Origin of the sequence: Schaedlerella arabinosiphila, from assembly GCF_003885045.1 — a bacterium.
Classification (GTDB): domain Bacteria; phylum Bacillota; class Clostridia; order Lachnospirales; family Lachnospiraceae; genus Schaedlerella; species Schaedlerella arabinosiphila.
Genome location: NZ_RHJS01000002.1, coordinates 5113593 through 5125923, shown reverse-complemented (window position 1 = coordinate 5125923; position 12331 = coordinate 5113593). Strand labels below are relative to the sequence as shown.

The window sequence follows — 12331 nt, the reverse complement described above, 5'->3', positions numbered from 1 at the left end:
CCATTCCTTTCTTTGCGGTTAATTCGGATGCAAAGTATCCGGCGGCTGGGCTGGCTTAGCACTTCGGCGCCTTAGCCCCCTTGCTTTGCGTCCCATCGTTTCCGATAGTTTGCTAAATCATTGTTTGCCCATCGTACTGTCTGCGTGCCTTCCCGCATACGCTTCTGCCCTGCGGACCCGATGGAAAAGACTGCAGGGCTTTGCTGTACGGCGGACACGGCTCCGCCTGAATTTCCGGATGCATCATAACACCTCCTCTCAAAACCGCGTAAAAACTGCCGGAACTGTGTTTTACACGTTCTTTTCTGCCCCCCGGCGGAGTATCTCCGCACAGTTCTCAGGCTGGGATATACCGACCGCCTGGTATACATTTCTTAAGATTTCTTCTGCTTTTTCCAGGCTGAGTCTGGGTTCTATTGTATTGTTGTCATTCCATTGTCTGTTCCGCACTGCTTCACCGACCTCCCTGGCCCGGATAAACCGGAATTTATTCCACCTGTACGGTTGCAATCCGAAGTCACATTTTTATGCAATTTATTGCAATGAAAGTGCGGCTTCGGATTAGCAACCTACCTCATTAATGAGTAAAATGTGACTGCGTTAGCAGGCACAAAAGTGCGAAGCACGGATTTTACGAATGAATGAGGTGAAAAATGGTTACTGTTCTTACGGTGTCGTACACTCGCTGCACGGCATCCAGCCAATACAGTAACGAAAACTGCTGTTAAATTGCGTAAAAATCGAATTTCCGAAAGAAGGTTGACTGACATAAAGTGTTCTACTCAACGATAACCCAGAAAAAAATGCAAGCCTGTCGGATGTTTGCCGGACTTGATTACTAAAATCTGACTGTTTAAAAAAGAGGTTTCCCACGCCCACACACGTTCCCGGCACACGGCTCATTTGCCGCGAAGCAGGCCGAAATGCGAATGTTTATGCTCCGGTATGTGTCTCTGACTGCCGGGCTGACTGCGTAAGAGTGGATTTTCGCAAAAAAACGGATTATTTTCTGCATTTTGAATATCAGGAATCAAGCGGAATGCATAGATTGGTATTGAAAACCAGCGAAATCTGTGTTAATATTTACTCAAATAAGAAGGTTGGGGCCCTGTCGCAGAGTAGAACACTCTGCGACATTTTTTTGAAATTTTGGGAATTTTTGAATAGGTAGTGTAAAGTATCGTATGAAAAAATGATACGGGTATTGCCCGCATTTAAAATCTGCTTCGCAGATGGCGGGCAAGCAATCACTTGCTGTGTAAGTGGTTGCATTCAGAAGGCAATCAATTTGCTTCGCAAATTGGTTACAGGTTATGCGGAGTGTATAAAAATGCTTCTTTTCAGCTTTATAAAATAATGGTATACTGAGACAAGGAAATGTGTTTAAAACCATGATTCCGTTAACTGCTGTTTCTGTTGGAAAAGTAAGACCTTCTCAAATTGACTTAGTCACTGACCAAGTTACCGGCTTAGTCACTGACCAAGTTAGTAACACAAAAAAAGAAGCAGCTACAGATGACATAGCCAGATAAACCCAATAGCCGAAACCAAAAATATAAATCAACAGTCAAATAATCAGGAGGTGCCCCCAATGAAACACATCTTTCTATTGTATGATACAAGCTGTTTTTTTGAAATTGTAATCTTGAATTATTTTATGAGCCTGACCGATTGTGAGATGGCCTTCTGTTCCCTGGACGGGCAGCCCATCCGGGCGATGGAAGGGTATTCCGTGAATGTGGACATGGCTCTCAAAGACGTAGATCCGGAACAGGTTCGCTGCTTCATTGTCCCCGGCGGAGATATTTCCCATATTGATACTGACCAGGTGCACACCTGTCTGCAGGAATTGAAACGCAGGCATGTCCTGATCGGCGGGATCTGCGCGGGGGTCGATCTGCTGGAACATGCCGGGGTCCTGGACGGACGGAAATCCATCCGTTCGGAGGACTTGGATGTGGTAAATGACCGCCATGTCATCACCGCGCGTGCAAATGCATATGTGGATTTTGCGGTTGAGACGGCAAAGGAGCTGGATCTCTTCGAGGATGAAGCGGATCTCCGGGAGACAATTGATTTCTGGAAATATCATAAAAGGGCTCCGGAATCGTAACAGGGCAGATTTATCAATACTTTTCTGTATTGGTGACCAGTAAGGGTTGCGAACCGTGGTAGGGGAGCAATCCTTACTTTTGTTGTAAAAGCAAATCAACCGCCTTTCTTATTGCTTCTGTTCGTGTTATATGATGATACTCACAATACTCCAACAGTTTTTTATTGCTTTCTTCATCAAATCGAACTTTCACATCAATATTTTTGGGATTTTCGCTTTTCGGTCTTCCTGTGCGTGGCGACACTCTTCTCACCTCACTTTTTGCGTTCCAAAAAGTCAATACCTTTTTTTAAAAAGATAAGCGGAGATTTCTCCCCGCCATTCAATCAGCATTATTTATCGTCATAATGATCTTTACATGAAAGAATCGTTGTATTCCCTCCCGCAACCTTGTATACGATACAATTCGCGCCCCTTGGAACGCCTTGCTCCGCGGCAGGCGGTACACCAGTTTCCAAAGAGCAACATATGAAACAGCCCCTGGTGTTTCATGGCTCATCTTTTTGTTCCATCCAACGGCTCTTTTATCCTGAGTGCGAAGAAAAAATTTCCCGCCTCTTTACCAAACCGTCTTAATTGCCTAACTCTATCCTGTCGGTTTCTTCCTGTGTGATTATTTTATTTCTTACTATGCTTCGTAACGCTTGCTCTACCCGTTGTAAAGCCAGTTCCTTATTTTTTTCATCCTATCTGGATACACCGACTTGCCACATCAAACAAAATCGTATCATGCGTGATCAAAATTACTGTTTTCTTTGTTTCCCGCAGATATTTCTTCAAAACACGGATGCTCTCCTGATCCAAATGGTTTGTAGGTTCATCCAGGAGCAGAACTTCCGAATCTTTCAGCAATGCGCGGATCAACGATATCTTCTGCTTTTCACCACCGGAAAAGCTGGTATCTTCTTCCATTCTCCGGTCGGCAAGATGCCAAATTCCAAACTCCCGCATCAGACAATCCGCATCTTCTTCCCCCGCCTTGTTATTGCCCATAAGGATATTTTCCCGCACTGTTTCGTGGAACAAAAATGGCGTCTGCGGCGCACAGGCAATCAGCTTTCTCCAATCCGTTTTATTAATGACGCAAAAATCATGGCCTGATATCTCGACCCTGCCCTCATAGCTTTCCAATGAAGTGCAAAGAATTTTCATCCAGGTAGATTTTCCCCTGCCATTCTCCCCGCAGATGCGGATCTTTTCTCCTGCCATGATTTGAAAATCCAAATTTTCAAAAACTTTTTTCCCAGGATAAGAAAAACTGATCTTCTCTCCCGAAATACCCAGGAAATGCTTCACTGGTTCTCCTCCTGTTATTTCTTCATCCTGATAAAACCCGCATACCCGTTCTGCCGCATTCTTCAGTAACGGATAATTCTGAATGATTTCTCCAAGATCATTTAAAAACCCCTGAGCAACCGTAAGATAGATAAACAAAGAGGCAAATTCACCTGGAGTCACGCTTCCCCCAGCCACCATTACGGCCCCTGCCAAAAGAAGCAGTACCATGGTGACCTGGTTCGTCAGTTCCTGTGCCTGCTCCGAAGACACCTTACAGGCAATCTGATGAACCGCGCTTTTATGATAATATTCCCAAAACAGCTCCTCTACGCGGCTTCTGGTTCCCTGCCAGATCTCCCACATTTTTATGATGTACGGCAGGCTTACAATATCCGCCTCATAATCTCTACGCTTTGCCTGATAAGTTTTTTCCTGTCTGTCATATTCAGCCAGCTTTTCTTTAAAGAAAAAAAGTACGGTAAGTTTTGCTGCCGCTATGGCAAACAGTAATCCTGCCATACCCCAACTGATTTTTCCGACATAATACAGGAAATATCCCAGGCAAAAAGGCAGAGAAACAGCTTTCCCCAAAAGCCTTACCCACTGAATACGCAGAAGGTTCGGCGCATCTTCCAGTTCATACTGCAGATTGCCGCTGCCTAATGACACTCCTTTCTGGATTTCTTTATTCAGATAATGCCCAAAAATAACCTGATCGTGACGCAGTGATTCTTTAAACATCACGAAATCTGAAAGCATTCCCGTAAACGGTACGGCAAATACTACGAAAAACAGACACAGGAGCAGAGCTGCCGCATGTTTTATCCCCATGGAAAAGTTTAAATCAAAAGCGGAATCTGCGAATTTTCCCAGCGTATCCGCAGTAATCACCCCCAGAGTTCCCGTCAGGATTGCCGTAAGTACATTCATCAGCAGGGGGATCCTCACTGCATATGCGCATTCCCGGATGACTTCCTGCATGACTGTTCTCTTAATCCTGTAATTCTTTCTCCTCATCATAGATCTGTCCATTCTCAATTCTAATCATACGGTCCGCCGCATCACGAAATAAAGGATCATGACTGACCAGAACCGTTCCTTTTCTCTCTCTGATCAATTCAAAAAGTGTCTCCCTGCCTTTTTTGTCAAGGTTATTGGATGGTTCATCCAGCAGCAGCCAGACCGGCTCCATGGCAAAGCCGATTGACAGAAATACTTTTTTTCTTTCTCCTCCAGAAAGGTCACAAATCGCTTTGCAGCTCCTGATCTCTTCTGTCAGGCCAAACCTTTCAGCAATCCGGACGATCTTTTCCTGTTTCTCTTTTCCAAACATCTGAAACAAAGTATCCGCATCATAGTGGTACCGGGGATCATGCTGCAGAATATAAAACAGAATATCCGGATTTGTCTCCGAAAAAGCTGTTTTTCCTTTCATACAGATTTCACCGTCATCCGGAAGGATAAGCCCGGCCAAAAGGTTTAGCAAAGTGGTCTTTCCTGCGCCATTGTTTCCTATTAACAGATAATTTTTGTCAGGCTCAAACTGGTAGCAGATTCTGTTCAATATCTCTTTGTCCCCACAACGACAGGATACACGCTCCATCCGTATTCCCTTTATTTTGTAATGGCTCACCGGGCTCTTCTGCTTCTCATCCTGACAGATCCATTTTCTGATCCGTTTTTCTGCATTCTCTGATACCGCCATTTGGGGAAGGGCAGCAAATATACCCTGGACTGAACGGAAAAAACCTTTGGAGAGATAGACTGCCTGAACTGCAAGATCAGTCGAACAGTAACCTGCTATCACGTAAAATCCAATCAGCGCATAAGTTCCAAACTGCAAAATATGATCCATCAACCGATACATGGATCTCTGTGCCGCCGCAGCAGCATCCGCTTTTCTCCCAATCAACACATATTTTCTATGATAATCGGACAGTTTCTGCTGCCACCATGCTTTTAAATCGTACAGTTTTATCGTCTCAAAACCTTCTACTGCCTCAACCACATGATTCGTGATCTCAGCTTCTATTTCCTCGCATTTCTCATAGCTGATCTGCATATACTTCTTTACGATCATCGGAGGAAGCAGCTGGGTCAACGAAATAACAGCCAAAGTTGCAGCTACGGCGGGGCTTTGGATGAACAAGAATAAAAAGTATCCAACTGCCTCCATCGTTCCGGAAACAATGCCTGGATACAATTCAATATATCTTCCAGTCACCTGATCCATATCTCTGGTAATGTTTTCGATTAACTCTCCATAATCTGTTCTGAACAACTGATCGGGCGTATTTTCCAGAAAGCTTTCCAGAAAATGAATTTTGGAGCAATGCACCGCATGCGCCGCTTTTTTCCGCAGATCAATATTTGCTGCCAATTGGAAAAGGGCATATAACACCACCAAAATGATCAGGATAAATGCATACCGGACAACCCCCTCTACGTTTCCAGAAGTTGCCTGGCTGACTACCATCGCCAGCATCTGTGCATGAAGAAAAGCCACAGGTATGGACACGGTCTTTATCACAATACTTTCATAACATACCCGCTTTGAATCCATCCAAAAAATACTTTTATTCTTCTGATTCATGATCTTCTTTCTCTTTAGCCATGAATCCATCTTTTTCTGCGCTTCTCTGTGCCATGTCAGCTTCAACATCGAACCCTTTCCGACGGAGTTTTTCCGCAATTTCCCCATACAGTTCACACGCTTTTCCATAATCTCCTGTTTTCTCATACAGCATTGCCTTACTATATAATTCATCGAAGAAAAAGGTTCCTATTTCCCCCGCCTTGTCATAGCACCAGATCGCTTCCTCATATTTTTTAAGTTTCTCGCAAACCTCTCCGCCATTAATATACAGTGTCCAGGCATCAGGGAATTTTTCGATTGCCCGCAAAAAGCAGTCATACGCTTCCTGAATTTTTCCCGCACAAATATATGCATCAAGCAGCAAATCCATCTCCTGGGGATTTTCAGGATCTGCGTCTGCCCGTGCTTTCTGCTGAAGAATTGCTTCTTCCCCTTTCCCCAGTGTAGAAAGTAAAGATATCCGGCAGGCACAGGCTCTGTAAAAGGAATGTTCATCCAAATCAGGGCCTCCATTCAGAATGTTGTCATACCACTTCATTGCTTCATTTTGGCAGTATTCAAGCATCCACTGATGAATGGCCGCATAATTCCACTTATCTTCTATAGAAAGTGTTCCTTCCTTTATGAGCTTTTTATACTCATAAAGGCAGTTCATAAAATCATCGGGGTTTCTTGTCTTTTCATAGACAGCCGCCAGACGTTGCGCATAATTATCATAGGCTTCCGGGTTCTTTTTATAAAAATCATCAATCGTTACCCCATAAATCCCCGCTAAAACCGGAAGTGATAAAACATCCGGTAAAGTTGTCCCGCATTCCCATCTTGAAACAGTCTGCGTATTAACATTTAAAATATCAGCTACTTGTTCCTGCGTAAAATTTTTTGCAAGACGAAATTTTTTCAGATTCTCGCAAAGCACCGTTCGTTCTATATCCATTACCTTAAAATCTCCTGTTTGAAAACTTTTGCAATATTATACTCCAGAAAAGGATGAAAAATAAGGTCTTATTTCGTGATTGCTATCTTAAAATCTGTATAGTCAATAGCCCCATCTGTTTCCAGATACTATGCTACCGGCTCTTATTCATCCCACAAACCGATAACCTCCACCAGCCACCGTCCGGATCAAATCCGGATTCCTCAGCTTTCTCCTCATAGGCATCCAACCTTCTCCAATTCCCTGACCGTACAATCTGCCAAAAGCCATACAATGCCAACAACGGCAAACAGCATACACAACAGGATGATAAAAGCACACAGGATTCCCATTCCTACCATTTCCTTTACCCTCTGAATGGTTCCTCCCAAAATACAAATAGAAGTCTTATCTTTCATGTTCCACATCCAATCCTAAAAAAGTATATAAAACACTCTGCGGTACAGCAGCCTTTTCTTTCTACTGTACCGCAGTTTTTTATCGCCTCATTTACAACTCGTTTATCGTATCTGTTATCGCCATGTTCCGTATCCGCTACTCCGAATGTATAAAGAACTATACTGTTCTAGCCTTATCTCCCTTTATAATATTATTTCAAACGCCCTCATATCTTCTCTTTTTATAGTATACAATATATCCATAATTCCTGAATTACTATAAACAATCTTGAATTATTTTATGAGCCTGACCGATTGTGAGATGGCCTTCTGTTCCCTGGACGGGCGGAAATCCATCCGTTCGGAGGACTTGGATGTGGTAAATGACCGCCATGTCATCACCGCGCGGGCAAATGCATATGTGGATTTTGCGGTTGAGACGGCAAAGGAGCTGGATCTCTTCGAGGATGAAGCGGATCTCCAGGAAACGATTGATTTCTGGAAATATCATAAAAGGGCTCCGGAGTCGTAACAGGGTAGATGCTGTTCATACGGTGCCGGGCACTTGCCGCACAGCATCAGTCTCCTCGCAGTTTGGCAAAAAGATAGTATTGACGTCCCGCGCCGGTTTATTGTACTATATATTTAACAATACAGTTATTTGCTTTATAAGAAACTGTCCGAAGAAATGTCTGATTATAGGAGGACAGGGTAAGAAAGGAGATAGATCAGGATGACGAAAGAAGAAATGCAGAGATTTTTAATTAAAGAAGCACAGAGAGGAACTGCAGAACTTGAAGCATATAGAAATCTTATGGAAATTTTAGGTATCGAATTTCCGGTAGAAAAGGATAAGGCAAAATAAAATCCTTGTATGTGCTTTCGTTTGAATATCTGCAGGCATTGTATGGGTTTCCTTTGAAAGGAACTGAACTATAGAATTTATCCTGAAAACTCAAAGGGCGTAAAAGCAGCTATTCTACACAACTGCTTTTACGCTCTTTTGAATCACTCACAAGCCTGCTGCAGATCATCCGCACGATAACAGGATGCACAGCCCCCCGGGATTTTGGGCTGTCATTCGGAGCAACCCAAAATGAAAAGCTGAAAGGAGACAGAACATGAGCGAGCAAAAGCATTCCGCATTGGACATAAGACAGGTCATCGACCTGGTAAGATCCGCGAAGGATCTGATTGAAAACCGTGAAATGGCCGGCCACGTAAAGGAAAAGGGCCGGTCAGACTATGTGACCCAGGTAGACGTTGCGGTACAGGATTATCTGAAGAAGGAACTGTATTCCCTTGCCCCGGATATCCAGTTTCTCGGGGAGGAGACCGGGCTGCAGGAAATAAGCGGCGACCGCTGCTGGATTCTGGATCCGGTGGATGGAACCACCAATCTGATCCATGACTACAGGCACAGCGCGATTTCCCTGGGGCTCTGCTGTCGGGATGAGATCGTAATGGGCATCATCTACGATCCCTATCACGAAGAATTATTTTCGGCTGAAAAGGGAAAGGGCAGCTTTCTCAACGGACAGCCCATCCATGTATCGGAGTCAGAAACCCTTTCCGAGACCATCATTGCTTTCGGGACATATGCTTATCGGAGGGAGCTGGCCGATGCCAACTTTGCCAGGTTCCGCCGCGTGTTCGACCAGTGCCAGGATATCCGCAGGATCGGCTCCGCCGCGCTGGAGCTGGCATACACAGCCTGCGGACGGCAGGGCGGCTTCTTTGAGCCTTATCTGAATCCGTGGGATTATGCGGCAGGTCTTCTCCTTGTCTGTGAGGCCGGCGGAAGGGTCAGTAATTTTGAAGGCAATCTGCCAAGCACGAAAAAGGGCGGAAGCATCGTCTCCACAAATGGAAAGATACATGGGGAATTGCTGGGGCTGCTTTAAACCCACTGCTCCTATTCCAATACCCTTGAAATCATCCGGCAAATCTGCTATAGTTGTTGCAGATTCCCGGTGCTGTTCACGGTGCCTTGTGCCTTCCTGCAAGGCATCCGTTCGATGAAGCAGCAGGGAATAGATATCGGAGGAAGCGACAATGCTGCATATAATTTTGGGTGATTACAAAGGAAAAAATTATATCTTTGACCCGAACACCTATTTTGATAATGCATATGAAGACGAATGGCTGACAGATCCTCTCAGCAAGAAATAGTTCGAAATATTGACCGTTCGGAGCTGGTCGGCCCAAACCTGGTTCAAAGTCCTGTACTCGGGGCAATTCCGCCGAGCCGTCTGTCCGACGGCGTAAAGACATTGATTTTGATCGGAAATGACCCGGAGCATATTTTTAACGCATCTGCCTGCGGTGAAAATTGTGCTCCATGGCTTTTAAAACTGGGCGCGATGAAGGATATCACTGTCCGTTTGGGATATCTGATGCACTTGGGCAATGATCCTTTTGAGGTTGACATTGTGAACACTGGAAAAGTCGTCAGAAACCAGACCGAGTTTGTCCGTGAAGTAATCATGCAGGATCTGCTGGAGGCTGAATATCCATGAACGGAAAATATGAAATCCAAAAAGACTGTCCGCCCCGGATATCCCTCCAGAGCGGCCAGTCTTTTTTCATAAATTCACCCTGCTTATCCTCTTCTACTCCATCTCCGTCACACGCAGCGCTTCCTTCCCAAGCACCTGAATCTGATAATCCCGGTATTCACTGTCCACCCGGACCTTCACCGTACTGCCTTCCCGTTCAGCATACACGCGCATCACCACATTTCCGCTCTGATCGGTGACTTCTGTCTGCGCTTTCCCTCGATCCTCGGGCAGATACACCAACAGCTTCACGCCCTCGTAAAAGGCATAATCCGGGCGTTCCGTATGGGCTCCCACCGGGAGGATCGTTCCCGGGCGCAGCATCAGCGGAAGGGAAAAATAATCGAACCGCTCCTTATGCCATCTGCCGCCCTCCGCCTGGGCTTCGGTCAGAAGGTTGTACCATGTTCCCTCCGGCAGATAATATTCCACCTCGCCGGATTCCTTGAATACCGGCGCCACCAGCAGGGAATCCCCCAGCATATACTGCCGATCCAGAGTTTCGCAGGTTCGGTCCCCGGGAAATTCCAGAAACATGGGCCGCATCATGGGGATGCCTTCCTGGTGGGCCCTCACTGCCTGGCGGTAAAGGTAGGGCATCAGGGCACATTTTACTTTCACAAATTTTCGGAGCACATCGCAGGCTTCCTCGTCAAACAGCCACGGCACGCGGTAAGAGCCGGAACCGTGGAGACGGCTGTGGGAGCTGAGCATCCCGAACTGGCACCAGCGTTTATACACATCCGCGGAAGCCGTATTTTCAAATCCGCCCATATCATGGCTCCAGAAAGCAAATCCCGCGCAGGACAGGGACAAACCTGCCCGCAGCGTTTCCGCCATGGACGGATAGGACGCGGTACAGTCGCCGCCCCAGTGTGCCGGAAACTGCTGTCCGCCCACCGCCGCGGAGCGGGCAAACAGAACCGCCTCTCCTACGCCCCGTTCCTGCTCCAGCAGTTCAAAGACCGCTTTATTATAAAGGAACGGATAATAATTATGCATCTTCACCGGGTCTGAACCGTCATAATAAACGATATCCTTTACCGGAATCCGTTCGCCAAAATCTGTCTTAAAACAGTCCACGCCCATATCCAGCAGGGTTTTCAGCTTTTCCTGATACCAGGCGGCGGCCGCCGGGTTGGTAAAGTCCACGATCCCCATTCCCGCCTGCCACAGGTCGCTCTGCCACACATCGCCGTTGGATTTTTTCAGCAGATATCCATGCTCCATGCCTTCCCGGAAGAGCGGGGATTTCTGGCCGATGTACGGATTGATCCAGACGCAGATCTTAAGCCCTCTGTCATGATACCGCTTCAGCATTTCCTTCGGCTCCGGAAATGTTTTCGCATCCCAGGTAAAATTGCACCACTCGTATGCTTCCATCCAGTAGCAGTCAAAGTGAAATACATGCAGCGGGATATCCCGGTCCGCCATTCCCTGGATAAAACCGGAGGTCGTCTCCTCATCATAATTTGTCGTAAATGATGTGGTCAGCCAAAGCCCGAAAGACCAGGCCGGAGGAAGCGCGGGCTTTCCGGTCAGCTCCGTGTACCTGCTCACCGTCTGTTTCGGGTCGGAGCCGTTGATCACATAATAATCCAACCGCTCCCCTTCCGCGGAAAACTGCAGCCGCTCCACCTTTTCGCTGGCAATCTCAAAAGAAACATCCCCTTCGTTGTCCACCAGTACGCCGTAACCCTTATTGGAAATGTAGAAGGGGATATTTTTGTAAGCGATCTCGCTGGCCGTCCCGCCGTCCTCATTCCACATATCCACCACCTGTCCGTTTTTGACAAATGGGGTGAACCGCTCGCCCAGGCCGTAAATGGACTCATCCACATCCAGCGCAAGCTGCTCCACCATATAATTTCTGCCCGTGTCGCTGTTCTGCATATATGCCATATTGCGGTAGCTGGTCTCTGTCAGTTCCCGTTCCCCGTCCAGAAAACGGATTCCCCAGGAACCGGGCCGCTTGTCAATCACCGCACTGGTGCGCCCGCTCCGGTAAATGATCTGTGTATCCGTTTCTTCGATCTGCACCTGCGGATCTGTCTGCCGTACCTCCGCAAAAGGCCCCCGGTAAGCCGCCCCTTCAAAATGACGGATGGAAACCTTGATCACATCCTCCATGGGACTGCTCAGACAGATTGTCAGCATCCCGATATTGAGTGTATCCCCCCGGCCTTCAATCTGCTTTCCGGGCGCATAGACCGTCAATACATTTCCTTCCGTGCGGTGATCCGCATATTCCACGGCGTACAGAGGAGTAATCTCCCTGCGGATCAGCCAATAACCTGATGTAAATTTCATAAATCAAAAATCTCCTTTCTGAAGTGACTTTAACATAGTAACTTCCTGAAATATTTCAACTGTACAATACAAAAAACCTGCCACTGGCAGCTTTTCTGCATACGATGGTATACAGAAAACTTGCCGCCAACTGCTTTTCTGTATACGATGATATTACAAAGG

General features: G+C 46.4%; 12 protein-coding genes and 1 riboswitch. Of the genes, 5 read left to right on the top strand and 7 right to left on the bottom strand.

The genetic code is table 11. The annotated features are described in order from the left end of the window. Positions 1–37: 37 nt before the first annotated feature. A riboswitch (cyclic di-GMP riboswitch) is annotated at positions 38–124 on the bottom strand. A gap of 167 nt (positions 125–291) precedes the next feature. Beyond that, positions 292–450 (bottom strand): hypothetical protein, encoded by a 159-nt coding sequence (locus EBB54_RS30270; protein WP_154677811.1) that lies wholly within the window; start codon positions 448–450, stop codon positions 292–294. Positions 451–1591: 1141 nt separating this feature from the next. On the opposite strand from EBB54_RS30270, the gene EBB54_RS24265 reads away from it, so the two are divergent. Continuing rightward, the gene (locus EBB54_RS24265; RefSeq protein WP_125129319.1) at positions 1592–2113 is read left to right on the top strand and encodes a DJ-1/PfpI family protein; all 522 of its coding nucleotides are present in this window, start codon (positions 1592–1594) and stop codon (positions 2111–2113) included. 73 nt (positions 2114–2186) lie between these two features. Here the strand turns inward: EBB54_RS24265 and EBB54_RS30440 are convergent, their stop codons facing one another. From EBB54_RS30440 to EBB54_RS24235, 5 genes are all read right to left on the bottom strand, one after another. Continuing rightward, positions 2187–2366: a CopG family transcriptional regulator gene (locus EBB54_RS30440; RefSeq protein WP_330554601.1), complete on the bottom strand. Its 180-nt coding sequence runs from the start codon at positions 2364–2366 to the stop codon at positions 2187–2189. Between the two features lie 428 nt (positions 2367–2794). Beyond that, positions 2795–4411, bottom strand: a complete 1617-nt coding sequence (locus tag EBB54_RS24250; RefSeq protein ID WP_243127799.1) for an ATP-binding cassette domain-containing protein — start codon at positions 4409–4411, stop codon at positions 2795–2797. Then, a complete protein-coding gene (locus EBB54_RS24245) occupies positions 4383–5984 on the bottom strand; it encodes an ABC transporter ATP-binding protein (protein ID WP_125129317.1) in 1602 nt (533 codons plus the stop codon). The genes EBB54_RS24250 and EBB54_RS24245 overlap by 29 nt, the downstream gene beginning before the upstream one ends. Beyond that, on the bottom strand, positions 5968–6924 hold the full coding sequence (locus tag EBB54_RS24240) for a helix-turn-helix domain-containing protein (protein WP_016297015.1): 957 nt from the start codon (positions 6922–6924) through the stop codon (positions 5968–5970). The genes EBB54_RS24245 and EBB54_RS24240 overlap by 17 nt, the downstream gene beginning before the upstream one ends. Before the next feature lie 215 nt (positions 6925–7139). Continuing rightward, positions 7140–7322 carry a hypothetical protein gene (locus EBB54_RS24235; protein ID WP_243127798.1) on the bottom strand — a complete coding sequence of 61 codons (183 nt, stop codon included), beginning with the start codon at positions 7320–7322 and terminating at the stop codon, positions 7140–7142. A 268-nt stretch (positions 7323–7590) separates the two neighbouring features. On the opposite strand from EBB54_RS24235, the gene EBB54_RS24230 reads away from it, so the two are divergent. The 4 genes from EBB54_RS24230 to EBB54_RS24220 all read left to right on the top strand — a co-directional run bounded on the left by EBB54_RS24230 (position 7591) and on the right by EBB54_RS24220 (position 9820). Further along, complete coding sequence (locus EBB54_RS24230) at positions 7591–7833, top strand: hypothetical protein (protein WP_207710673.1); 243 nt, start codon at positions 7591–7593, stop codon at positions 7831–7833. 201 nt (positions 7834–8034) lie between these two features. Beyond that, positions 8035–8166, top strand: a complete 132-nt coding sequence (locus tag EBB54_RS31680; RefSeq protein WP_004073571.1) for a hypothetical protein — start codon at positions 8035–8037, stop codon at positions 8164–8166. A gap of 256 nt (positions 8167–8422) precedes the next feature. Further along, complete coding sequence (locus EBB54_RS24225; RefSeq protein ID WP_243127797.1) at positions 8423–9205, top strand: inositol monophosphatase family protein; 783 nt, start codon at positions 8423–8425, stop codon at positions 9203–9205. 237 nt (positions 9206–9442) lie between these two features. Next, on the top strand, positions 9443–9820 hold the full coding sequence (locus EBB54_RS24220; protein ID WP_330554600.1) for a DUF4869 domain-containing protein: 378 nt from the start codon (positions 9443–9445) through the stop codon (positions 9818–9820). A 93-nt stretch (positions 9821–9913) separates the two neighbouring features. Here the strand turns inward: EBB54_RS24220 and yicI are convergent, their stop codons facing one another. Then, the gene (yicI, locus tag EBB54_RS24215; protein WP_125129316.1) at positions 9914–12169 is read right to left on the bottom strand and encodes an alpha-xylosidase; all 2256 of its coding nucleotides are present in this window, start codon (positions 12167–12169) and stop codon (positions 9914–9916) included. Between the last annotated feature and the right edge of the window lie 162 nt (positions 12170–12331).